This is a genomic window from Microbispora corallina (assembly GCF_016863035.1).
Lineage (GTDB): Bacteria > Actinomycetota > Actinomycetes > Streptosporangiales > Streptosporangiaceae > Microbispora > Microbispora corallina.
Map to the genome: position 1 here is coordinate 1 of NZ_BOOC01000052.1, position 23,069 is coordinate 23,069.

The 23,069-nt window shown below is 72.0% G+C and carries 19 protein-coding genes and 1 pseudogene; 7 read left to right on the forward strand and 13 right to left on the reverse strand.

The features are described 5' to 3' along the window. Positions 1-937, reverse strand: a 937-nt coding sequence (locus Mco01_RS35190) for a poly(ethylene terephthalate) hydrolase family protein (RefSeq protein ID WP_204061145.1), incomplete at its 3' end; no start/stop codon positions are given. 785 nt (positions 938-1,722) lie between these two features. Then, positions 1,723-3,063 carry a hypothetical protein gene (locus Mco01_RS35195; protein ID WP_204061146.1) on the reverse strand — a complete coding sequence of 447 codons (1,341 nt, stop codon included), beginning with the start codon at positions 3,061-3,063 and terminating at the stop codon, positions 1,723-1,725. Positions 3,064-3,263: 200 nt separating this feature from the next. Between Mco01_RS35195 and Mco01_RS35200 the strand changes: the two genes are divergently transcribed. Then, positions 3,264-3,743, forward strand: a complete 480-nt coding sequence (locus Mco01_RS35200; RefSeq protein WP_204061147.1) for an SRPBCC family protein — start codon at positions 3,264-3,266, stop codon at positions 3,741-3,743. 75 nt (positions 3,744-3,818) lie between these two features. Here Mco01_RS35200 and Mco01_RS35205 read toward each other — a convergent pair whose 3' ends face one another. Continuing rightward, entirely contained in the window at positions 3,819-4,511 is a 693-nt protein-coding gene (locus tag Mco01_RS35205) for a TetR/AcrR family transcriptional regulator (RefSeq protein ID WP_204061148.1), read from the reverse strand. 53 nt (positions 4,512-4,564) lie between these two features. Here Mco01_RS35205 and Mco01_RS35210 point away from each other — a divergent pair, with 53 nt between their 5' ends. Further along, entirely contained in the window at positions 4,565-5,773 is a 1,209-nt protein-coding gene (locus tag Mco01_RS35210) for an FAD-dependent oxidoreductase (RefSeq protein ID WP_204061149.1), read from the forward strand. A gap of 175 nt (positions 5,774-5,948) precedes the next feature. Here Mco01_RS35210 and Mco01_RS39475 read toward each other — a convergent pair. Next, positions 5,949-6,341 (reverse strand): annotated as a pseudogene (locus Mco01_RS39475) (maleylpyruvate isomerase N-terminal domain-containing protein); the annotation flags it as partial. A 310-nt stretch (positions 6,342-6,651) separates the two neighbouring features. After that, positions 6,652-7,068 carry a MarR family winged helix-turn-helix transcriptional regulator gene (locus Mco01_RS35215; protein ID WP_204061150.1) on the reverse strand — a complete coding sequence of 139 codons (417 nt, stop codon included), beginning with the start codon at positions 7,066-7,068 and terminating at the stop codon, positions 6,652-6,654. 61 nt (positions 7,069-7,129) lie between these two features. On the opposite strand from Mco01_RS35215, the gene Mco01_RS35220 reads away from it, so the two are divergent. After that, a complete protein-coding gene (locus Mco01_RS35220; RefSeq protein ID WP_204061151.1) occupies positions 7,130-7,924 on the forward strand; it encodes an alpha/beta fold hydrolase in 795 nt (264 codons plus the stop codon). A gap of 149 nt (positions 7,925-8,073) precedes the next feature. On the opposite strand, the gene Mco01_RS35225 is transcribed toward Mco01_RS35220, so the two are convergent. After that, on the reverse strand, positions 8,074-8,880 hold the full coding sequence (locus tag Mco01_RS35225; protein WP_204061152.1) for a 5'-nucleotidase C-terminal domain-containing protein: 807 nt from the start codon (positions 8,878-8,880) through the stop codon (positions 8,074-8,076). 451 nt (positions 8,881-9,331) lie between these two features. Here Mco01_RS35225 and rox point away from each other — a divergent pair, with 451 nt between their 5' ends. Both rox and Mco01_RS35235 read left to right on the forward strand, forming a co-directional pair. Beyond that, complete coding sequence (gene rox, locus Mco01_RS35230; RefSeq protein WP_204061153.1) at positions 9,332-10,759, forward strand: rifampin monooxygenase; 1,428 nt, start codon at positions 9,332-9,334, stop codon at positions 10,757-10,759. Positions 10,760-10,925: 166 nt separating this feature from the next. Next, complete coding sequence (locus tag Mco01_RS35235; RefSeq protein WP_204061154.1) at positions 10,926-11,771, forward strand: alpha/beta hydrolase; 846 nt, start codon at positions 10,926-10,928, stop codon at positions 11,769-11,771. Positions 11,772-11,836: 65 nt separating this feature from the next. Here Mco01_RS35235 and Mco01_RS35240 read toward each other — a convergent pair whose 3' ends face one another. From Mco01_RS35240 to Mco01_RS35265, 6 genes are all read right to left on the reverse strand, one after another. Then, the gene (locus Mco01_RS35240; RefSeq protein ID WP_204061155.1) at positions 11,837-12,907 is read right to left on the reverse strand and encodes a glycerophosphodiester phosphodiesterase family protein; all 1,071 of its coding nucleotides are present in this window, start codon (positions 12,905-12,907) and stop codon (positions 11,837-11,839) included. A 129-nt stretch (positions 12,908-13,036) separates the two neighbouring features. After that, positions 13,037-14,398 carry an MFS transporter gene (locus Mco01_RS35245; RefSeq protein ID WP_204061156.1) on the reverse strand — a complete coding sequence of 454 codons (1,362 nt, stop codon included), beginning with the start codon at positions 14,396-14,398 and terminating at the stop codon, positions 13,037-13,039. Positions 14,399-14,501: 103 nt separating this feature from the next. Beyond that, positions 14,502-16,100 carry an ABC transporter permease gene (locus tag Mco01_RS35250; RefSeq protein ID WP_204061157.1) on the reverse strand — a complete coding sequence of 533 codons (1,599 nt, stop codon included), beginning with the start codon at positions 16,098-16,100 and terminating at the stop codon, positions 14,502-14,504. Further along, positions 16,097-16,957, reverse strand: a complete 861-nt coding sequence (locus tag Mco01_RS35255; RefSeq protein WP_239104153.1) for an ABC transporter ATP-binding protein — start codon at positions 16,955-16,957, stop codon at positions 16,097-16,099. Before Mco01_RS35255 ends, Mco01_RS35250 begins: the two co-directional genes overlap by 4 nt. An 8-nt stretch (positions 16,958-16,965) precedes the next feature. Continuing rightward, a complete protein-coding gene (locus tag Mco01_RS35260) occupies positions 16,966-17,535 on the reverse strand; it encodes a hypothetical protein (RefSeq protein WP_204061159.1) in 570 nt (189 codons plus the stop codon). A gap of 44 nt (positions 17,536-17,579) precedes the next feature. Further along, positions 17,580-18,587 carry an ABC transporter substrate-binding protein gene (locus Mco01_RS35265; protein ID WP_204061160.1) on the reverse strand — a complete coding sequence of 336 codons (1,008 nt, stop codon included), beginning with the start codon at positions 18,585-18,587 and terminating at the stop codon, positions 17,580-17,582. Between the two features lie 685 nt (positions 18,588-19,272). Here Mco01_RS35265 and Mco01_RS35270 point away from each other — a divergent pair. Beyond that, a complete protein-coding gene (locus Mco01_RS35270; protein WP_275410668.1) occupies positions 19,273-20,325 on the forward strand; it encodes a LacI family DNA-binding transcriptional regulator in 1,053 nt (350 codons plus the stop codon). Positions 20,326-20,395: 70 nt separating this feature from the next. Further along, the gene (locus tag Mco01_RS35275) at positions 20,396-21,337 is read left to right on the forward strand and encodes a ribokinase (RefSeq protein WP_204061161.1); all 942 of its coding nucleotides are present in this window, start codon (positions 20,396-20,398) and stop codon (positions 21,335-21,337) included. 136 nt (positions 21,338-21,473) lie between these two features. Here Mco01_RS35275 and Mco01_RS35280 read toward each other — a convergent pair whose 3' ends face one another. After that, on the reverse strand, positions 21,474-23,030 hold the full coding sequence (locus Mco01_RS35280; RefSeq protein ID WP_204061162.1) for a PucR family transcriptional regulator: 1,557 nt from the start codon (positions 23,028-23,030) through the stop codon (positions 21,474-21,476). Between the last annotated feature and the right edge of the window lie 39 nt (positions 23,031-23,069).

Consider the following 23,069-nt stretch of genomic DNA (forward strand, 5'->3'; position numbering starts at 1 on the left):
GGAGCGCCGACGTCGCGGACGGGGTGCTCGTCGGGGTGCTCGTCGGACTGGAGGTGGGGGTCGCCGACGGTGTGGGCGTGGTGCCGCCGGGCGGGTCGAGCGGGCAGCTGGCCTGATACCTGGAGATGCCGTTCATGTTCGAAAGGGAGGGGCACAGGAACGGCGCGTACCGGGTGTCCTTATCGATGAACAGCTTCATCCAGATCATCTCGGTGCGGGCGAAGGCGCCCGAGTTGCCGCCGCCTCCGCCGGCCGGGAAGCCGTGCCCCTCGTTCGCGATCTCCACGTACGCCCGCTCGACGCTCCCGGGGATCGTGTTGTACGCGCTCAGGGCGTACGACGGAGTCACCGTGCCGTCGGTCTGGCCCGCGAACAGGACCGTCGGGATCCTGATGCCGGACAGGTCGCCGCCGGGCACGTACGGTGCCATCCCGATCGCGGTCATCAGGGAGGGGCGCTGGATGGCGGCGAGGAGGGCGCCGCCTCCGCCCATGGAGTGCCCGCCCACCGCCAGCCGGTTGCGGTCGACCCGGTCGCGTACCGGGCTGCTGGTCACCAGCCAGTCAAGGGCGGCGAGCAACTGGGCGGCCCGGGCGTCGGCGTAGTCGTTGAGGGTGTTGGTCTCGATCCCGATGACGACGAATCCGAACGAGGCGAGCCGCGGGCCCTGCCAGGCGTAGTAACTCCACGCGGTGCCGTAGCCGGGGGCGATCGCGATGGCTCCGAACGTTCCCTGGCTGGTGTCGGTCGGGTAGTAGACGACCCCGCCGCCGAAGCCGTTGCCCGCGGGAACCGTCACCTGGGCGGTGGCGAACGGCCCGCGGGCGGCGGCGACGCCGGCCGCGGTGGGGTCCGGCCCCCGCTGGAAGGGGTTGACGTCGGCGGACGCCGTGGGGGACAGCGCCGCCGCGCCGGCGAACACCAGGAGAAGGGTCACGAGACCCGCGAGGATCGCCTGGGGCGACCATCGTGACGATCCCGCTCCCGGTCGGTGGGTGCCGGGGACTCGGCGCGGAGCCGTCCCGGGGACTTCGTCTGGCACTGCACGCTCCTGTGGGCTGGGGGTTCGAGGGAGACGACGTCGGCGAGCCGACGGGCCGGACGAGAGGGGTGCCGCCGAGGCGACCGCGGCCGGTGCCGGGTGGCGGCCGGCGCATGCCGTCCGTGGCTGGGAGAGGCGCTGCCGCAGGCCCCCGCGCCGCGGCGGTGCGCTCCCGCCTCCCTCTCGGACCGCCGCGCCGGCGACACACGACCTCCTGGATGTGTTAGCGCTAACATTCCCGCGACGCGATCCTCCCCGAACGCACCGGCTCGCGAAGCCGGAGAAGCCGCTCAGTGCCTGTACGGGCGATCCCGAACGCGAGGCGAAGATCACCTCGGGGAGGTATGAGTACCAATTAGCTTCCGAAGACCACGGCCGGTCAAGACCCGAGTTTCAGACTCACCACAAGCGGGCTCCGGATACTGTGCGGCCATCTCCCGCCCCGTGTCGCCGTCGCGCCCGGCCGGGTTCCGTCCCCACCCGTCCCCACTCGTCGCGTCGATCGGACATCGATCCTGCTGAACGCGTCAGTCGCCGGCGGCCGATGTCTCCTGCTCTCCCGGCGGACCGCCCCACGCCTGCGCCGTGGCCGTCACACGGAAGCGGGACGCCGGCGCCGACCGCCGGGATGTAAGTTTCAGGCTCCGCTGCCGCCGGTGACCGCGCGGCCGCCGCGTCGCCTAGCCGGTACGCCAGAGGGCGGCGTGGGAGACCTCGAAGCCGTTGTCCTTCTCCGCGACCACCGCGCCCACCGCGTAGACCTGGCTCGTGCCGGGCCGCCGGGCCAGGGAGGTGACCCTCGCCGTGTATCCGGACGGCGCGGGAATGCGGTGGCGGGTCCAGCGCCCGCCGGACAGATGCCAGAGCAGGTCGCCGCGGCCGAGCGCCCACAGGCCGCCCCTGCCGTCGGGCTCCGCCTGGCCGAAGGTGGTGGTGCCCCACGCGGGGCGCGGAAGGCTCGACCCCGGCGGACCCCAGTTGCAGGTCCACGAGCTCCCGTTCCAGTGCAGGGCCACCGGGCGGCCCCTCATCAGAGGCTCGCCGTCGTCGTACTCGTGCTCCATCAGCCACGAGACCCCGCCCACGAGCCACACGTCATCAGGGCCGATCACGCCGACATCCCGGAGCACCGCGCGCGACACGTCGTGGCGCGGCGTCTCCAGTACGGGCACCCCGATCAGGCGCCAGCCGGCCTGCTCCCAGCGCGCCGCCGCGGGCTGCCGGCTCTGCTCCCCGCTCACGGCCCAGACGTGCTCGCCCTCGGAGCTCAGCGCCCCCGCCTCGATGGGCAGCGGGTGGTACTGCCATTCCTGTCCCGTCCACAGAAGCCCCACCCGCCCGTTCACGGCCCACGCTCGGCCCGCGCCGACGGAGCGCGCGGCGGTGTCTCCCCACCCGATCGTGCCGCCCACCGGCTTCGCCAGTGTTTCCGAACGCCACCGGCCGCTCGCGTAGGTGCTGACGATGCCGATCGTGTCCGCTCCCTTCCCGTCGCCGGCGTTGCCGAACAGCCAGGCCTGATCCGCCGAGGCGGCGGCGAGCGCGACGTAGTTCTGCGGACCGCGTCGGGGGAGGGGCGGAATCCGGAAGGTCTGCCATGCGCCGCCGCCGTCCCGGCGGCGCACCCCGCCCTCCCTGACCCACAGCACGCCTCCGTGCTCCCACTCCTCGGAGAAAGTGGTCCAGAGCGTGCCGTCGGGGGCCGCGGCGAGCTGGTACATGGCTCCGCGGGCGCGGTCGACCCAGAGTGTGCGCCACGCCGTGGCGACGTCGGACGCCCGCAGGTCGTCGTGACTGTCCGGCGGCAGCGGGCACCTCGCCGGTCGGGCCGGCAACGGCTGGAGCTCCGCCGTACCGGCCGGGCGTGGCGAGATCACGGCTGCCGGCTCCACGCCGGTGCGGCCGGACGACGGCGTGCCCCCGCCGCCGGCCGTGGGTGCGCGATCAGGCGCGCCGGGACCCGAGGCGCAACCGGCGACCGCCACGACCAGCACGGCCAGCGCCCGGGTCGCCATTCTCATGCCGGGAAGTCTGGCATGCCCGAGCAGGCGCGGGACACGCCACCGAGGTCCCGACTACGACGGCCATCGACGTGTCTTCTGATTCTTTCCGTCGAGGTGTCGGACGGCGGCGAGCGCGTTCGTAGCCAAGGTGAGAGGCCGGCAACGGGCCGGTCGCCACTCACGCTGAGATGACCGAGCTGACAAGGAGCGTGTACACCGTGACCGAGGAGAAGGTGAGCGCCACCCTGACTTTCGCCGTGCCCGTCGCGAGGGTGTTCGCGGTGCTGGCGGACCCGACGACCCATTCCGCCATCGACGGCACCGGCTGGGTTCAGGAAGCCGTCGAGCGAGCGCGGCTGACCGAGGTGGGGCAGATCTTCCGGATGGAGATGTATCACGCCGGTCATCCAGACGGTGACTACCGGGTGGTCAACAAGGTCGAGGTGCTCGATCCGCCGCACGCCATCGGCTGGTTGACGGGGTATGAGAAGGGCGACGGTCAGCTGGAGTTCGGCGGCTGGATCTGGCGTTACGACCTGGCGCCGCTCGGTCCCTCCGAGAGCGAGGTCAGGCTCACCTACGACTGGTCGGCGGTGCCGCAGTTCATCCGGGAGCGAGGGATCCGATTCCCGCCGTTCGGTCCTGAGCATCTCATCAACTCGTTGCACCACCTGGCCGAGCTTGTCTCCGGTAGGTGATGTCGTCGTCCAAGACGAGCGTCGGCAGCACACGGTGCCTCCCGCGGATCGCGCATGCACTGGAGATCCTGTGCGTCATGCCGGCGGCTGGGCGAGTTTGGCGGCCACGGCGTCGAGGACCCATTCCAGGCCGGTCGCGAAGGACGTCTCGGCGTCCACCTCCGTGCCGTCGTGCACGAACTTCGCCAGCGCCGGGAAGCGGCCGGTGGCCAGCATTCTCATCACATGCGGGCCGGAGGCGCGCTGCCAGTCGCGGTCGGACAGGCCCGTGGCGCGCTCGGCCCGCACGCTCGCGATCTCGCGCCTGATCGCGCCGGTGAAGTAGGCGCTGACGGTCTCCACGGCGCGCGTGACGGTCGGGAGGTCGGCGAGGCCGTCGAAGGCGGCCAGCGTGGCCTCCGTGACGGCGAGGGCGTTCGGGCCCAGGGCCGGACGGCCGCCGAGCAGGTCGGCCAGCCATTCGTGACGGTGGGCGGCCTGCCTGGTGCGGTGGGCGCGGATGCGCAGCGCCTCCCGCCAGTCGCCGGGCTGCTCCTCGGGGAGGATCTCGCCGTGGACCTCGTCCACCATGAGGTCGAACAGCTCCTCCTTGCTGGAGATGTATCCGTACAACCGCATCGGGCCGGCGTCCAGCCGGGCGGCGACCTTGCGCAACGACACCGCCTCCAGCCCGCCCTCGTCGGCCAGCGCGACGGCGGCGGCGACGATCCGCTCCCGGTCGAGCGGCACGGGCCGGGTCGGCGGCTCAGGCCGGTCCCACACAGTCATGGTCACATCCCACTGTTGCGATACGCCACATTAGCAAAATACAGTGTATCGACATGAGACAGCGTATCGCCGTGGCCGGCGGCGGCCCCGCCGGCCTGACCTTCGCCCGCGTCATGCACCGCCACGGTCACCCCGTCACCGTCCTCGAACGCGACCCCGGCCCCGACGCCCGTCCCCCGGGCGGCACGCTGGACCTGCACGAAAGGATGGGGCAGCTCGCGCTGGACAAGGCGGGGCTGCTGGCGGAGTTCCAGGCCTTGTCCCGTCCCGAGGGGGAGGCCATGCGCATCCTGGACACGGACGGGACCGTTCTGCGCGACTGGCAACCCCGTCCGGGTGCCCGGGCCCATCCCGAGATCGACCGCGGGCAACTCCGGGACCTGCTGCTCGGAGCCCTGGACGTTCAGTGGGGGCGGGGCGTGACGGAGGTGGAGCCCGGGACCCCGGAGGGCGTGCTGGTCCGTTTCGCGGACGGGCGGCGGGAGACGTTCGACCTCGTGGTCGGCGCGGACGGCGCCTGGTCCCGGGTCCGGACGGCGGTCTCGTCCGCGACGCCGCACTACACCGGCGTCACCTTGGTCGAGACCTCCCTGGACGACGTCGACACCCGCCATCCCGGCCTCGCGCGCCTGATCGGCGACGGTTCGATGGCCGTGTACGGAGTGAACCGCGGCCTCGTCGCCCAGCGCAACAGCGGCGGCCACGTCAAGGTGTACGCCCAGTTCCGCGCGCCGCTCGACTGGCACACGAACCCGGACCGGCATTTGGGCCTGAACCGGCACGCTGACCTGAATGCAGGGCCGGACGCAGACCTGGACCCCGGCCTGGACGCGGGCCTGGATCTGGCCGACGTCGAGGCCGTGCGATCAAGCCTGCTGGCCCTGTTCGACGGCTGGGCCGATCCCGTGCTCGACCTCCTCCGCCACGGCGCCGCCTTCGTCCACCGCCCCCTCCACGTCCTGCCCGCGCCCCACACCTGGACCCACGTCCCCGGGGTGACGCTACTGGGCGACGCCGCCCACCTGATGCCCCCTTTGGGAGTGGGCGCGAACCTCGCGATGCTGGAAGGCGCCGAACTCGCCGAGTCCCTCGCCGCAGCCTCCGGTCACGGCGATCTGGACGAGGCCGTCCGAGCCTTCGAGGAACAGATGTGGCCCCGGGCCGGCAGATGGGCGGAGATGACCATGGCCGGTCTCGAACGCCTCGTGAGCCCCGACCCCGCCGAAGCCCTCGCCCTCTTCGACGAGGTCCAGCCGTCCTGACTGCCGAGGTGCGGGACCTTTCCCGGCCGCACCGGACACAGTCTGGCGGGGCCGCCGCCGGCGGTTGCCGGGCGGTCTGGGCGAGGCCGCCGCCGGCGGATCGCCGTGGCAGGGCGGGCTGATCGCCACCGGCATCGTGGTCGTGCTCTTCATGATCTGGGCCCGATGCTCTTCCAAGAGCGTCCCTGTCCGAGAACGGCGCAGGGAACGCGCTCCCGGCGATCTTCTCCAGCATCTCGCGGGACCGGGCGAGCCCCTCCGCGGGCGGTCCCGCCGCGCCGGGGAGGTGCGCGACCAGATCGAGGTGGTGCAGCGTCCACTCCATGACGTACGCGGAGAGATAGTCGCCCACGGTCAGGACCTCGCCGCGGGTGGCGACCCGGAGGTCCGGGTCGGCGAGCTCAGCGGCGCGGCCGGTGGCGGAGCCGACGTCGTCGAGGTGGAACCTGAGCAGCCGAGGCTCCTCGTACGCGGCGGCCAGCCGGACGATCAGCGCGTCGAGCGGGTCATCGCCGGCCGGCGGCGTCGCGGCGACGTCCCAGTAGGTGACCGCGTCGCGGGTCGGTGGGGTGGCAGGATGCAGATGAGCCCACGCACATCGGTCGGATGGAGAGCGTGCCGGGCGGCGAACCTTTCACCGATGCGGTCGAGCTCGATGGTGATGGCTCGCAGCAGGTGCACCACTCGCATCCCGGGGTCCTGCTCATTCATGCCGTCTGCCGCCTTTCGTCCATTCTTCCCGTATGCCGATATCTCGCTCCGCGAGATGCTTGCTCGGCGTAAAGGCGGTTCCGTTGCGGCGAGGCCACCTTGAGTGCGGGGTGGAACGTCAGCCACCGGGCATGGCGTCACCCAGGACTGAGCCGGCGGAGCCCGGACTACGCGTCCTCCGCGATGAGGCCCTGGAGCAGGGCCAGCAGGGTCCTGCGGTCCGCGTCGGACAAGGCCCTGTAGCACCCGGCGAGCACCTCGTCGGCGACCTTGTGCCCGGCTTTCAGGACCTGCTCGCCGGAGGGGGTGAGATGGTGCTCGATGCGCCGGCCGTGCCCGGGCCGGCGCTCGACCCATCCCTGAGCCACCAGCCGACCGGCGAGGGTTCCGAAGGCCTGCTCGGTCTGGAAGGTCTCCGCGGCCAGCGCCCGGGCCGACGCCCCTGGGGAGCGGCTGATCGCCCGGAGGGCATCCCATTGGGCCAGCGTCGCACCGATCGCCGACAGCCCACTCTCCAGGGCCCGGTGCTGCCGGTACTGAGCCTGCTTGACCGCTCGTCCGAGCACTTGCAGATCGCCATGCACAGCATGAGCCTAGTACGAAACTAAGCTAGTTTAAATAAACATCTTTAGTTATGCTGCGTCCATGATTACAGAGCACCCCCTGTATGACGACCTGTCCCTCACTCTGTCGGAAGCCGGCGCCGGCAGACCGGCCCTGATCCTGCACGGCGGGGGCGGCCCCACCACGGTCGCCGGACTCGTCCAGCATCTTCGCCGCACGACACGCACCATCACGCCTGTGCACCCCGGCTGGGACGGCACCCACCGCCCCCCATGGCTCACCGGCATGGACGACCTCGCCCTGGCCTACCTGCACTACCTGCATCACCTGCGGCTGCGCGACGTCCTGGTCGTCGGCTCGTCCCTCGGCGGCTGGACCGCCGCCGAGATGGCCGTCCGTGACACCGCAGGGATCATCACCGGGTTGGTGCTGATCGACGCCGTCGGCGTGCATGTCCCCGGCGAGCCGATCCGCGACTTCTTCGCCCTCGACGCACGCGGCGTCGCCGAGTACGCCTGGCACGACTCGCAGCGCTTCTACGTCGACCCGGCCGGCATCCCCGCCGACGAGCTCGCGCGTCGGCAGGCCGACATGGCCACCATGCGCGCGCTGGCCGGAGACCCTTACATGCACGACCCCAAACTCCTTCGCCGGCTGAGACACGTCGACGTGCCCACGCTGCTGCTGTGGGGAGAAAGCGACCGGATCGTCACCCCCGCCTACGGCGCCGTCTACGCCGACGCCTTCGGCAACGGCCGACTGGAGGTGATCCCAGAGGCCGGCCACCTGCCGCACATCGAACAGCCGGCCGCCACCTTCGCCGCGATAGACGACCATCTACTCGAAGCGAGCACAGGTTCCATCACCGCTCGGTGAGGAGTTGATCCTCCCCGGCGACTGAGAAAGGCCGGTGCCGCCCCATGCCGCAACAGCCGCCGACGGCGGATCGCCGGGCGGAGCGCGTTCCGTCCGGCGATCGGTTCGGCCGTTCCGGCGTCACGCTCGCCGGACCGGTCCGATTTCACTCATCGGATGGTGACCCGGTCCCCCTTGGGCGCCTGCACCGGCGAGTTCTTCGCGAGGTACGACGCCAGCGCTCCCATGTCGTCCGGACCGCCGTGGAAGACGCTGATGCTCCCCTCCCATTGCGGGAAGCCCTGCCAGCCGCCCACCAGGGTGTAGTTGGCCGCGATCTTGATGACCTGGGTGTCGGTCACCGGAACACCGTTGAGCGTGATCTCGGTGACCACTCCGCCCTCCACCGTGTAGCGAAGCGAGGCGGAGGGTGTGAGCACCCAGCCCGAGGGGTTCCGATAGGCGAGCAACTTCTTGAGCTGCGCGCCGGTCAGCGACTGCACGTCGATGGCGAGCCCCGCCGGCTGGGTGGCGAACAGCTCGTCACCGGTCACCGGACCGGCGTCCAGGCCCGTGGTGAAGCCGTACCTGCTGACGAGGGCGACCTCCGCGCCGGAAGCGGCCTGGACCGCGTCGAGGTAGGCGTCCGCGACCGGTTCCGCCAGCGGGCCGCCGCCGGCGGTCAGCCCGATGGGCTCGGCGGTGGCGCCGAAGACCTCGTCCCCGCCGGGCGGGCTGCACTTGAAGTAGTAGAGCGTGTTGGATGTGAGACCGTTCGGCTGCTTGACCTCGATCTGCACCGAGTTCTTGCCCGTGTCCCAATCCCAGTCGAGCGTCTCCAGCGCCGTGGTGAAAACGGCGCCGTGGTCGGCCGGCACGTCGACGCTCTTCCACTCGTCGGTGCCGACGAGGCGATACTGGACGAGTTGCGCTCCGGCGGGAAGCCCCTCGAAGGAGCCGTGAATCGTGAACGTCAACGGGCACTTCGACGCGGTGGTCCGTTCGAAGAATATGGTCGCCTTCCGCACCGGGTTCTGCGCCGGGTCGTCATTTCCCGGCGGCGGAGTCGCGACTTCCGCGGCGGAGACGGAGACGGCGTTCCACACGTCGCCGCTCGTGGGCTCGCCGGGACAGCTGAAGACCGCGCGCCGTCCTCCCGAGGACGCACGGGGCGGGCGACGCGCAGGTCGTCCTCGGGGGAGGAGCCCTGTGCAGAGGGGACGAAAAAAGCAGGGACGCTACGCGCTCCCTGCCACTTTCAATCTATAGCCCCCCGGGGGGCTTGCGGCAAGACCGGGGTCATGCCGCAGAATCTCCGGGCCGGAGCCGGAACCCACGGAAATCAGGGATCCGCGGCGATCGCGGGTGCGCCGCCGCACTGTGCGGAGCGGCCGGCCCGGACATCCGACCTCGATGAATGGGTGGTTCATGTTCGACGTGATCATTGTCGGCGCGGGGCCGACCGGCTTGATGCTGGCCGGCGAGCTGCGGCTGCACGACGTGCGCGTGCTCGTGCTGGAGAAGGACGCGGAACCGACCGTCATCGTCCGCTCGCTCGGCCTGCACGTGCGCAGCATCGAGGTGATGGACCAGCGCGGCCTGCTGGAGCGATTCCTCGCGCACGGCCGGACGTACCCGCTCGGCGGGCACTTCGCCGGGATCGACAAGCCGCGGCCTGACAGGCTGGACACCGCGCATCCGTACATCCTGGGCATTCCGCAGCCCGTCACCGATCGCCTGCTGGCCGAACACGCCGCCGAGCTCGGCGCCGAGATCCGGCGCGGTTGCGAGCTGGTGGGGCTGACCCAGGATGACGACGGGGTGACCGCCGAGCTGGCCGACGGCACGCGGCTGCGCTCGCGCTACCTCGTCGGCTGCGACGGCGGCCGCAGCACGGTGCGCAGGCTGCTCGGGGTCGGCTTCCCCGGCGAGCCCGCGAGCAACGAGTGGCTGGTGGGCGAGATGGAGGTGACCGAGGATCCGGCGACGGTGGCCGCCGTCGTCGCGGAGGTCCGCACCACGCATCGCGGGTTCGGCGCCGGGCCCGTCGGCGACGGGGTCTACCGGGTCGTCGTGCCCGCCGCGGGGGTGGCCGAGGACCGCACGGTCCCGCCGACCATCGAGGAGCTCGCGCAGCGGCTGCGGGTGTTCGCCGGCACCGATTTCGGGGTGCGGTCACCGCGCTGGCTGTCCCGGTTCGGCGACGCCACCCGGCTGGCCGAGCGCTACCGCGTCGGCCGGGTGCTGATGGCCGGAGACGCGGTGCACGTCCACCCTCCGCTGGGCGGCCAGGGGCTCAACCTCGGCGTCCAGGACGCGTTCAACCTCGGCTGGAAACTGGCCGCCGAGGTCGCCGGATGGGCGCCCGAGGGGCTGCTGGACAGCTACCAGGCCGAACGCCGCCCGGTGGCCGACGACGTGCTGAACATCACCCGTGTGCAGTCCGAGCTGATGTCCCTCGAGCCGGGCCCCCGGGCGGTGCGCCGGCTGATGGCGGAACTCATGGACGTCGAGGAGGTGACCCGGCACCTGATCGAGAAGATCACCGCGATCGGGATCCGGTACGACTTCGGCGGGGGACACGAGCTGCTCGGCCGCCGGATGCGGGACGTGGTGCTGAAGCGGGGGCGCCTCTACGAGCTGACGCGCGACGGCCGCGGGCTCCTGCTCGACCGGACCGGCCGGCTCTCGGTGGCGGGCTGGGCGGATCGGGTCGACCACGTCGTCGACGCGGGCGAGGACCTGGACGTGCCCGCCGTGCTGCTGCGGCCGGACGGCCACGTGGCGTGGGCCGGCGACGATCAGCAGGAGCTGCTCGGGTCGCTGCCCCGGTGGTTCGGCGCCGCCACCGGCTGAGCGCGCGTTCGCGGCGGGCGGGAATCCGGGAGGGGCCGGGCGGCGAGCCCGCCGGCATCGCAGGGGTTCCGTCTGGACCCTTTCTTGGCCGGACGCGGGGTTAACGCCGCATCGCCTGAGGCATCAGACCCAGGTCGGCGTGCCCCAGCCGGACACAGGGGGAACGATGAGACGCTCACACGGCACGACGGTCGCGTTCGCGGGGATGCTCGGGGCGGCGGTGGTGGCATCGTCAGCCGCCCCGGCGCCGGCCGCCATCGGGTCCGGGCCACCGCCCTGCCCGTCACCGGCCCGGTCCAGGCCCACAGTCGTCCTGGTCCACGGGGCCTGGGCCGACACGTCCAGCTGGAACGGCGAGGTGGACGCGTTACGACGCGCCGGCTACGACGCGCGGGCCGTGGGCAACCCGCTCCGCGACCTGAACGGCGACGCCGCCACCGTCGCGGGTTTCCTCAAGACGGTGGCCGGGCCGATCGTGCTCGTGGGGCACTCGTACGGCGGCTCGGTCATCACGAACGCCGCCGCCGGGATCCCCAACGTCAAGGCCCTCGTGTACGTCGACGCGGCGGCACCGGCCGTCGGCGAGACCACCGGCGCCCTCAGCGGCCGCGGCTCCGCGCTCGGGGCGAACCCGGCCACGCTCTACGACAGGGCGCCGTACGCCGGGGCGCCGCGGGGGGCGGCCGACCTCTACCTCAAGAGGGACGTCTTCACCCGCGACTTCGCGTCGGATCTCCCGAAGGAGACCGCCGAACGCCTGTGGGCCACCCAGCGAGCCGCCTCGACCAGCGCCTTCACGACGCCGTCGAGGGCGGCGGCGTGGCAGAGGATCCCGTCGTGGGCCTTCGTCAGCACCGGCGACCGGATCATCACGCCGAGTTCCAAGCTCTCGATGGCCCGCCGGGCGGGCTCGAAGGTCACCCGGTTCGAGGGCGGATCCCACCTCAGCCTGATCTCGCATCCCGGCGCGGTGACCGCGGTGATCGCGTCCGCCGTCTGCTCGGTACGCTGACCGGAGGGCTCGGGCGGCGGACGCCGCCGTCCCGGGCCGGGACGGCGGCGCCACTCACGACGGTGTCAGCGCGGCTCGTAGGCCTTCGGCAGGCGCATGCCGCGCCGGGCCATGATGTCCCGCACCCGGTTGGGGTAGTCCGTGATGAGGCCGTCGATCCCCATGTCCAGGAGGGCCTCGATGGTGGCGGGGTCGTCGCAGGTCCACGGGATGACCCGCAGGCCGCGGTCGTGCGCCTCCGACACCATGGCGGTGTCGACGTAGAAGCGGAAGTTCGGGTCGGCGACGGTCCCGTTCTGCGGGAAGCCGTACACCGGGGACACCGCCCTGACGCCGGGGACGGCCGCGGCGGCCGCCACGAAGTCGCCGCCGAAGTCGTCGGCGTCCAGGCCGCCGAGCCACGGCGAGGCGCCCGGCTTGCCCACCTGCAGGAAGTCGTAGTTGGTCAGCGCCACCAGCGGCCACGCCGGCGCGAGCCGGTGCATCTCCATCAGCGCGCCCCAGTCGAAGGACTGGATGGTGACCTGGTCCTCGATCCCCGAGGCGTGGATCTCCTCGTACACCCGGCGGACGAACAGCTCGCGCGGCGCGGTCTGCTCCGGGGCGCCGGCCTCGACCTTGGTCTCGATGTTCAGCGTGACCTGCTTGGCGTGGTAGCTCTTGACGAGGTCGAGCACGTCCTTCAGCTCGGCCATCCGGAAGCCGTGGATCACCTCCTGCTCGGGGAAGCCGGGCAGCTGCTGGTACCCGCAGTCCATGGTCTTGATCTGGGCCAGGGTCAGGTCCTTGATGTACTTCCCGACGTACGGGTACATCGGGTCGCCGGGCGTGACGGGACCGGTGTCGCGGCACTTCTGCGCGCTGATCTGCCGGTCGTGGTTCACGACGACCTTCTGGTCCTTGGTGACGTGGGTGTCCAGCTCGAGGGTGCTGACGCCGAGGCGGAGGGCCTTGGCGAAGCCGTCGAGGGACTCCTCGGTGGTCATGCCGATGCCGCCGCGGTGGGCCTGCAGGTCGAAGTGGGTCTTCTGAGGCAGCACACCGGGGCCGCCGGCCGCCGACGCGTGTGCCGCGGCCGCGGGCGCGACGAGCGCCGGGACGACGGCGAGGCTCGCCAGGACATGGCGAAAGAACATGAAGAGGCTCCGCTCCATCGGTTCGATCCAAGCCGGACGACCCTAGATCGCGTCACGCCCGGCGGGTGCTGCCGTGGCGTGAGGGGGCCGTGAACGTTCGCGGAACGGATGGGACGCAGGCGGCGCCGCTCAGAGCCGGGGCGCGCGCGGCTCGGCCGGCTCGGCGGCCGTGGGCGGCGTCTCGATCGGGACCGAGACGAGCCGCGCCGCGACCGCGCCGATCGCCGTCAGCGCGAACGGGTACACGCACAGGTAGAACCGGAACGCGAGCCCGGTGCGGGTGCCGGGGTCGTCGCCGGAGTTGTAGCCGAAGAACACGCCGAGCGACGTGAGCGCGAGCCCGGTCACGATCCCGTTGAGCCGGGTGAAGAAGCCGAACGCGGACAGGAAGAGCCCTTCCCGGTGCTCCCCGTTGCGCGCGGCGTCCGCGTCCAGCACGCGCGCGACGATGAGGTCGTTCGTCGCGAGCATGCCCGACCACCCGGCGCCGACGAGCACTCCCGCGGCGATGGCCGTGACGAGGCCCGTGGCGAAGAACAGGGCGGCGAAGCCGGCCGCGAGCACGGCGAAGGCGAGCCGCCAGGCCCACAGCGCGCCGCGGCGCGCGACGACCCGCGTCCACACCGCGAGGCCGCCCGCCGAGACGAGGATGACGACGCCCTGGAGGTACAGCGCGGTCTCGACCGGGAGCCCGAGCGAGTAGCGCACGTACAGCTGGATGCCCGAGAGGACGAGTGCCATGGCGATCCCGTAACAGGCGCCGGTGAGCCCGACCGTCCAGAACATCGGGTTGCGCACGATCGACCACACGCTGGGCAGCAGCGGCGGCTGCTCCCGCGTGGAGTAGCGGGGGTTCTCGCGCGCGCCGAGCGCCATGAACACGATCACGACGAGCGCGACCGCGCCGTACACGATCGCGGTGATCTGGAACCCCTCGGTGGATCTCTCGGTGCCGAACACGCGGGTCGTGAGCAACGGGGTGACGGCGAGCGAGATCACGAGCGCCACGAGCTGGAAGCCCTGGCGCAGTCCGTTGGCGACGGCGCGGTCGCGCTCCCGCGGGTACAGCTCGGGGAGCAGCGCGCCGTAGTTCGCGTTGAGCATCGAGTCGAAGGCCTCGCACAGGATCGCGAACACCGCGAACCAGAGCAGGAGGCCGGCGCCCCGCAGGGAGGCCGGCGCGGAGAAGAACGCGATCATGCAGGCCGTGAGCATGGGCGCGCCCACGAGCAGCCACGGCCGCCGCCGGCCGAACCGGCTCCGGGTGCGGTCGGAGAGGTGGCCGAGCAGCGGGTTGTCGAGCGCGTCGATGATCGCGTAGATCGCCATGACCACGCCGTAGGCGCGGACGTCGAGCCCGAGGATGTCGACGTAGAAAAGGATCATCGATCCTTTGATCATGTTGATCGGGATCGAGGTGCCGAACATCCCGATGGCGTAGCGCCACGCGGGCGTCCTCAGGGGGGCGGACGCCGTACCGGGCTGGGACACGCGATCATCCTCCTTCGGACGCCGGCCTGGCGCTGACGTTACCGTCGCGGCCGAAGGAGAACAGCGGATGAACGGGAATCGGTCGTGCCGGCCGAAGCCCCCCTCACTCCACGCGTTGCGGCGCGTACCGGGCGATCACCGGACGTTCCAGGGCGGCGACGAGCGCGTACAGGGCGACGGAGACCACGACGATGATCACCGATCCCGACCAGAGAGCCCCGAAGCGGGAGGCGGTGTAGTCCGCGACCAGCAGGCTGCCGAGCCCCTTGCCGCTGGCGAGCCACTCCGCGAGGGTGGCGCCGGCGACCGCGCCGGGGATCGCGACGCGCGCCGACGCGAACAGGGACGGAAGGGCGTACAGCAGCCGTACCTTCCTGGTGACCGTGAGCCGTCCGCCGCCGAGCGAGGTGACGACCTCACAGGCGAGCGCGGGGGCCGCGCGCAGTCCCTGGCTCACCGTCACGAGCGTGGCGAAGAAGGTGACCACGGAGACGACGACCGTGACGCCCAGCAGTCCGCGCCCGAAGACGAGGGCGAGCAGCGGCGTGAGGGCCACCAGGGGGATCGACCGCAGCACGATGCCGAGCGGCAGGACGATCTGCTCGACGCGGCGGAACGCGACCAGGACCGCGGCGACGAGCGACGCGGCGACCATCCCCACGGCGTAGCCCACGCCCGCGTCGACCAGCGTGGTTCCCAGCGCGGACAGGAGGCGCGTGCGGTTGCCGGCCGCGTCCTCTCCGGCGAACAGGTAGGCCGCCACGTCCGCCGGCGTCTTCGCGAAGTACGGGTCGAGGGCGAACCCCCGGATGACGGCGTACCAGACGGCCACGACCAGGAGGATCGACCCGGCCAGTCCCAGCGTCCCCGTGAGGAGGGACCGCACCCGGCCGCCGGACACCTCGGCGGCCACGGCGCCCGCTCCCACGCTCACGTCCCGGCCCGCCCACGGGGTCAGACGGCGGGCGATGATCGCGACCACCGCGTAGCCCAGGCCCGCGAGCGCCGAGATGACGAGCGCCACCGCCCAGGTGCGGGCCACCTGGAACGACGACTGCGCCTGCACCAGCATCACGCCGAGCCCGCTGCTGGACCCCAGGTACTCGCCGATGATCGCGCCGAGCAGAGCCGAGGGCGCGGCGATCTTGAGGCCCGCGAACAGGCTGGGCAACGCGTAACGCAGGCGGAGCGTGCGCAGGATGAGGAAGGAGCCCCCGCCGAGGGAGCGGACCAGGTCGAGCGCGTTCCTGTCGGCGGACCGCAGCCCCAGAACGGAGGCCGTCAGCGTGGTGAAGAAGACCGACAGCCCGGCGAGCGCCTCCTTGGGCACGTCTCCGGGCAGCACGACGACGAGGATGGGCGCGACGGCGACGAGCGGCACGCAGTAGCTCGCGACGGCGATGCGCAGCAGCAGCCGCTCGACGGCCGGGACCTGGACGAAGACGCCGGCGAGCGCGACGGCGAGGACGTTGCCCCAGAAGAAGCCGATGCCCGCCTCGGACAGCGTGGTGGCCGTGTTCTCGGAGTAGATGTTCCGGTCGTCCCACAACGCCTGCAGCACCGCCCACGGCTGAGGGACCACCCGCGTGCCGGCGAAGATCTGCGCGAGGACCACCCAGACCAGGAGCAGTCCGGCCGCGCCGGCCGCCGCGGCCGCCCAGGACCGGACGCCGCCGCGCCGGGTCGCCGTGCCGGGGGTCACCTGACGTCCCCGGGGGAGCCGAGCGGGCCGGGGTCGCCCTCACCTCCGCCGCCCTGCCCGAAGAGCAGCTCGCTGAGGCTGTCGCAGAGCGCGTGGAACTCGGGAGACCGCGTCAGCGCGACGTCCCGCGGTCGCGGCAGGTCGATCCGCACCACGTCGATGATCCGTCCCGGCCGGGCGCCCATCACCACCACGGTGTCGGCGAGGAACACCGCCTCGCTGATGGAGTGGGTGACGAGCAGGGTCGTCGTCGTCCGCTCCAGCCAGATGCGCTGCATCTCCAGGTTGAGCCGCTGGCGGGTCATCTCGTCCAGCGCGCCGAACGGCTCGTCCAGCAACATCACCTCCGGCTCGCCGGCGAGGGTCCGGGCGAGCGCCACCCGCTGGCGCATGCCGCCGGACAACTGGGCGGGACGGGCCTTCTCGAAGCCGGTGAGCCCGGTCAGGCGCACCAGGTCGGCCACCGCCGTACGGCTGACGGGCCGGCCCGCGACCTCGAAGGGCAGCGCGATGTTGGCCTCGACACTGCGCCAGGGCAGCAGGGCGGCGTCCTGGAACGCCACCCCGATCCGGTGCTCACGCCGCAGGTCGTCGGGGGAGCGGCCGTGCACGTGCGCCGTGCCGGACGACGGCCGTTCGAGACCGGCGAAGATCCGCAGCAGGGTCGACTTCCCGCATCCGGACGGGCCGAGCAGGGCGGTGAACTCGCCGCGTCCCGTGTCGAGGTCGACGTCGCGCAGCGCGGGGACCTCGGCGGCCCCCACCGTGAAGGTCCTGCTGAGCGCCGCCGCGGTCAGGCCCACGGTCTCCGGCGCGCCGCCGTCCGGCGCGGGGGACTCCTGCCGGCGCGCTGTCACCCGTCCCATCATCCCGCTCCCAGGATGGCGAGCAGCCGCTCGCGGTAGGAGGTGTCGCGGCCGGGGAGCTCGTTTTCCACCTTCGACCCCTCCGTGAGGAAGTGCGTGATGTCGCGGCCCATCTCCTGCCCGCGGCGGGTGTGCATGTCGAGGGCGTAGTCGGGGATCTCGGGGAGCCGCTCCCCGCTGCCGAGCACGTGGACGGTCCACTGCGCCAGCTCGTCGGTCGTGCGGTCCTTCGTGCGGCCGGCCAGGAACCGCACGGCGTGCACCGCGAACAACCACCTGTCGCCGCTGCCCCGGGGGAGGCGCTCGTGCATGCGGTACAGGGAGTCGACGACCACGGGCTCGGTGAAATCGCCGCTCCCGACGTCCTCGCACGACATCACCAGGAGACGCGACCACATCACCTCCTCCAGCTCACCGCTGCTCTCGTACATCTCGCGCGCGACGAGCAGCGCGTTCTCCAGGAGGCCGCGGCGTACGGACTTCTGCAGGGTGGAGATCAGCTCGTCGGCGGGGAACCCGCGCAGGCTGGTGACGCGCGTCCAGGGGTCTTCGGTGTGCGGGACAGGCACTGCGGTGCGCTCCTGTTGGGTGTCGACGGTAACCGGAAGGGACGTCAGAGGCGGGTCTTGCCCGCGTAGACATCGCGGAGGACGCTCGTGTCGAACAGGTCCTCGGCGGTCGCCTTGATGCCGAGTGAGGTCAGCGTGGCGATGTTGGCCGCGATCCCGTCGGCGCTCATCGTGAGGAGGCCGTTCGTCTTGGCGTCCCCGGTCTCGATGACCGACCGGAACGCCGCCGCGGTCTTCCGCTGCGCCTCCAGGTCGAGGTTGAGGCTCTTGCCGTACTTCTCGACCACGAGCTTGGCCGCGGCGTCGGTGTCCTTGAGCGCGTCCTGCCACCCGCGGACCGCCGCACGGACGATCTTGACGACCAGTTCGCGCTTGTCCTTGTCGGCGAGCGTCTGCTCGCGCACCAGCAGCACGTCGGCCCAGACGTTGTAGCCGTAGTCGCCCAGCGTGAACGCCGTGGTCTTCACGCCCTGGAGGTCCAGCTGGATCGGCTGGTTGACCAGCAGGGACATGAACGCGTCGCAGTCCCCGGCCACCAGGGGCGACGGGTCGAACTGCACCGGAACGATGGTGACGCTCGCCGGATCGATTCCGTTCGCCTTGAAGACGGTGTTCATGATCTCGACACCGCTCTGCTGGACGCCGAGCCGCTTGCCGACCAGGTCCTTCAGCGTCCTCACCGGAGCCGAGGCGAGCGACATGATCGCCGTCGGGTTGGTCTGCATGGTCGCGGCGACGATCTTCAGACCGGCGCCCTGGTTGCGCGCCTTGGCGATGGTGTCGACGGAGTCGAGCCCGACCAGCGCCTTTCCGCTGACCACGAGCGGCTCGACGACGACGGACGGGCCGCCCGGCGTGAGCGTCACGTCGAGCTTCTCGTCCCGGAAGTAGCCGGCGTGGTCCGCCATGAACAGGCCCATGTTCTCGACATTGGCCACCCACCCGAGCTGGAAGTTCACCTTTGACGGGCCGGACGCGGAGGTGGAGGACGACGAGCAGGCGCTCAGGGCCGTGCCGGCGGCGAGCAGGGACATGCCTCCGACACCGGACATGAAGGCGCGACGAGAAAGGGACGCAGGCATGGAAGGAGCCTTTCTGGGGGGTTGAGCAGACGGCCCGGCGGAGGACGGGGACTCACGCCGGCCGGCGGGGAACCGCCGGCCTGGTCGGGGCCGTGGGGCGGAGTGCCGTTCCCGGACACCCGGAGAACGGGACGACGAGACGGGGGAGCGAGACCCGCCTGCCCGGTGGGCGGGCGGATCCGGTCCCGTCGTGTGTGCTCGAACTGCAAACGGTTTCCGTCGAACGCGGGACAGGCGCCGGCGTCCGCGCCGTCCTTCAGGAACCGATCACGGACACTCCTCGGACAGGTGCGCCGCCGGGAAGGCGGCACGGTGGTGCGCATAACTGCTGGTAGGGACGATTGCTCTGATCTCGATCGACTGTCAAGTGGCCGACGGCAGAAGTAACACGGCGACACATATTCGTGACATCTCCTTCACCGCCGGTGGGGACACGGGAGCGGGAGGCATCTGCCGATGCCAGGGTGCTGACAACGATTTCACTTGCCGGGCGGCAGCGCAACGGGCGGAGGGCCCCGAGTTCCCTCGCGCGGCACCGCGCAGCCCCCCCGGACCGGCGCGGATAACAACTCCGCAACAGGGGGAGCCCGTGCTGTTGACCGCCCGGGGTGCAAAGGTGCAACCATTCTCTGACAACGGTTTCACCAGGAGCAGAGTGGTCACCATCCATGAGGTAGCGGCTCGTGCAGGCGTGTCCGCCGCGACCGTTTCGCGTTTCCTGCGTGGCCGGCGGGTGCGCGCGTCCGCGGCGATCCAGACGGCCGTGGACGAACTCGGCTACTCGCCGAGCGCCGCGGCCCAGTCGCTGAAATCGGGACGCACCTACACCATCGGTGTCGTCGTCCCGGACATCACCAATCCCTACTTCGCCGCGGTCGTGAAGGGGATGGAGTCGGTCACGCGGACGGAGCCGTACCGGATCCTGCTCGCCAACAGCGACGAGAGCGGCGAGCGCGAGGACGACGTGATCGCCGACATGGTGCGGCGAGTGGACGGCATCGTCCTGGCTCCCGCAACGGAGCAGGACAGGACCCCGCTGAACGTCAGGGACGCCGGCGTGCCGCTGGTGTTCGTCGACCGGGACCTGGCCGACGGTGAGGACTTCGACGCGATCCTGGTCGACAACGCGGGCGGAGCCCGGCAGGCGGCCGAGCACCTCATGGGCCTCGGGCACACCCGGATCGCGGCGATCAGCGGGCCCGTCGACACCACACCCGGCCGCCGCCGTCGCGAAGGCTTCCTGGAGACGCTCGCCGCCGCGGGCATCGGGATCGCGCCGGAGCACGATCTGATCGGCGACTTCCGCGAGCAGAGCGGCTACCAGCTCACCCTGTCCCTGCTCTCGCTCCCCGAACCCCCCACCGCGGTCTTCACCGCGAACAACCTCATGACGCTCGGCGCCCTCAAGGCCCTGCACGACATGCGCGTCGGCGTTCCCGACGAGATCAGCCTCATCGGGTTCGACGACCTGGACACCGGGCCCCTGCTCCGGCCGCCGCTCACCGTCATCGACCGGCCGATGGTGGAGCAGGGCGTCCTCGCGATGCGACTGCTCCTGCGCAGGCTGGACCCGCGGCACGTCGACGACATGCCGCGCCGCGTCGTCCTCGGCACCAAGCTGGTCGATCGGGCGTCGACCGCGCCGCCGAGGACGTCGCCCGCCGGGACCGCCGCGCCCTCCCCGGCGGGAAGGACCCGGGCGAGATGAGCCGGCTCGGCCGCCGGGGAGCATGCGCACGCCCAGGCGCGACACCACTGCTCGGTTTGGAGAGGATCGCATGAGACCGGATGGCGTGCTCGTCGTCGGGAGCATCACCGCGGACGTCACCGCGTACAGCCGGCGACTGCCGCGCCCCGGCGAGACCGTGCTCGGCTACGACTGCAGCCTCGTCCTCGGCGGCAAGGGCGCCAACCAGGCCGTGGCCGCCGCCCGCGCCGGATCGCCCACCTGGCTCGCGGGGTGCGTGGGACGGGACCCGTTCCGCGACATCGTCCTGTCCGAGCTCCAGGCGTACGGCGTCGCGCTGTCGCAGGTCCGCACGGTCGAGGGCCGCACGGGCATCGCGCACATCCGGGTCGACGCCTCCGGCGAGAACGACATCGTCATCACCCCGCTGGCGAACGCCTCTCTCGACACGGACGCGGTCGACGAGAGCATCCGTGCCGTCGAGGGCGAGGTCAGCCTGCTTCTCCTCCAGTTGGAGGTCCCCGTGCCGGTCTCCTGCCACGCGGCGAAGGCGGGCGCGGCCGCCGGGCTGACGGTGGTGCTCGACCCGGCCCCCGCGCAGGAGCTTCCGGACGACGTGTGGCAGCACGTCGACATCGCGACGCCCAACGAGAACGAGGCGAGCGAACTGACCGGGGTGCGGGTCACCGACGTGACGTCCGCCGAGCGGGCCGCGTCCTGGTTCCTCGACCGCGGCGTGGGGCACGCCCTCATCACCCTCGGCTCGGCCGGGGCCCTGTCGGTGACCGCGACCCGGACCCGCTATTTCCCCGCCTACCAGGTGAAACCCGTCGACACGACGGCCGCGGGGGACGCCTTCACCGGCTTCTTCGCCGCCGCCCTCGCCGCCGGGCTGGACGACGGCACCGCCATCCAGCGCGGGATGGCCGCCGGCGCGCTCGCCACCACCAGGACCGGAGCGAGTCCGTCGCTTCCCGACGCGGCGGCGGTGGAGACGCTCATCCGGACGAACCGGGCCGGGGACGGGGGATGAGGCGCCGGGCCGGCCAGGTGACGGGGCCGATGGCGGCTTGGGCCGGTTGACGGCTGATCGCGCCGATCAGTCCGCCGGCCAAGGTGACGATCACCGCTACGCGTGAGGAGGCCGCCGTCACCGGGTCAGGGAGGCGTCACCGGGTCAGGGAGTCGTCGCCCAGCAGGTGGCGGGCGCGCAGCGCCAGCAGCAGGCCGGCCCGGGTCCAGGGAGCCTCCACGTCGGCGTCGAGCAGCTCGCCGATCCGCCGCAGCCGCTGGTAGAGCGTCTGACGGCGCAGGTGCAGCCGGCGGGCCGCCTCGGCCTTGCCCTCGGCGGAGGTCAGCAGCGTCTCCAGGGTGTCGAGCAGCCGGGTGCCGCGGCGCTCGTCGTAGTCGATCAGCGGGCCGAGCTGCTCGCGGACGTAGCGGGCCAGTCCGTCCACGTCGTAGGCCCGCAGCAGCGCCCGCTCCGCCCCGAGCGCGGCGGCGTCGGCGACGTGCGTGCGCGGCGCCACCTGACGTGCGAACCGCAGCACGAGCCGCGCCTCCGTCACACTGTGGACCAGGTCCTCGACCGCCCGGACGGGCGGCCCCACCGCGCCCGCCCCGGTCACCGGGAGGGCGTCGGCGAGCTCCGCGGACAGGCGGGCCGCGAGCCGGCGCGGCGACCCCGGGCCGGTGGGCACGGTGGTGAGAACGGTGCAGCAGAGGCCGTCCGCCTCCGCCGTCACGACCGCGGGGGATGGCAGCGACCGCGCGCCCGGCGGCGCCGACGCCGCTCGGGCGGCCCGGTCGAGCGCCGCGAGTGCCAGGGCCGGGTCGTCGTCGCGCGCCAGCGCCACCACGTAACCGTCCGCGGACAGCGGCAGCCCGGCCGCCTGCGCCCGGGCCCGCAGACCCTCGCGGTCGCCCCGGCCGGAGAGCAGGGCCGCGACCAGCCGGCGGCGCTCCGAGCTGTGGGAGACCGCCTCGCGTTCACCGCGGAGCAGCCCGAGCGCCACGATCTCGGCCGCGCGTTCCAGAGCCGCCTGTTCGACGAGGCGTTCGCCGTCCCCGTGGCGGGTGTGCAGCCACCCCCAGACGGCGCCGTTGAGGACGACGGGCGCGCGATCCGGCTCCGGTTCCGGCTCCCCACGGCTCCGGCGGGCATGGGCCTGGTCGCCGGCCGTCGTCTCGCTGAGCGGTCCGGTCAGGGACACGGGACGGTCGAGGACGGCGGCGAGCCGGGCCACCAGCTCCCCGACGGAGCCGCCGTTGGCGAGCACCTCCGAAAGGCCGCGCGAGACCTCGTCCATCCGGCGCAGCCGGTGCACGGTGACGTCGACGATCGTGCTGTTCACCGCCTCGGTCACCTCGACGAACGGCACGAGGGCGCGGAAGCCCAGCATCGGCAGGCCCAGGCGCTCGGCCTCCTCCACCATGTCCATGGGGGCGGTCGTGAAGAACCGGCACAGCTCCAGGGCGACGCCGGCCACCCCTCGGGTGGCGAGGTGCCGGACGTACGCCCGTCGCTCCGCCTCACCCCGTCCCTCCAGGCCGAGGCCGGTCGTCAGCAGCATGTCGCCGTCGCGGAGTAGCGGGGCGATCTCGTAGATGTCGCTGGAGTGCAGCCAGCGGATCGGCCTGTCGAGAAGGTCGGCGCCGGAGAGCACGACCGGGTCGCCCCGCTGCACGACGGGGTGCCTGATCAGGTTGGACAGGCAGATCGCCATGTCAGGTTGTCTATCACGACCGCGGCGTCTGTTGACGGA

Coding starts and splice junctions, on each gene's coding strand:
- Mco01_RS35275 (WP_204061161.1), top strand. CDS start 20,396: ATGAGACCGGATGGCGTGCTCGTCGTCGGGAGCATCACCGCGGACGTC.
- rox (WP_204061153.1), top strand. CDS start 9,332: ATGTTCGACGTGATCATTGTCGGCGCGGGGCCGACCGGCTTGATGCTG.
- Mco01_RS35280 (WP_204061162.1), bottom strand. CDS start 23,030: ATGGCGATCTGCCTGTCCAACCTGATCAGGCACCCCGTCGTGCAGCGG.
- Mco01_RS35195 (WP_204061146.1), bottom strand. CDS start 3,063: ATGAGAATGGCGACCCGGGCGCTGGCCGTGCTGGTCGTGGCGGTCGCC.
- Mco01_RS35240 (WP_204061155.1), bottom strand. CDS start 12,907: ATGTTCTTTCGCCATGTCCTGGCGAGCCTCGCCGTCGTCCCGGCGCTC.
- Mco01_RS35210 (WP_204061149.1), top strand. CDS start 4,565: ATGAGACAGCGTATCGCCGTGGCCGGCGGCGGCCCCGCCGGCCTGACC.
- Mco01_RS35220 (WP_204061151.1), top strand. CDS start 7,130: ATGATTACAGAGCACCCCCTGTATGACGACCTGTCCCTCACTCTGTCG.
- Mco01_RS35265 (WP_204061160.1), bottom strand. CDS start 18,587: ATGTCCGGTGTCGGAGGCATGTCCCTGCTCGCCGCCGGCACGGCCCTG.
- Mco01_RS35235 (WP_204061154.1), top strand. CDS start 10,926: ATGAGACGCTCACACGGCACGACGGTCGCGTTCGCGGGGATGCTCGGG.
- Mco01_RS35205 (WP_204061148.1), bottom strand. CDS start 4,511: ATGACTGTGTGGGACCGGCCTGAGCCGCCGACCCGGCCCGTGCCGCTC.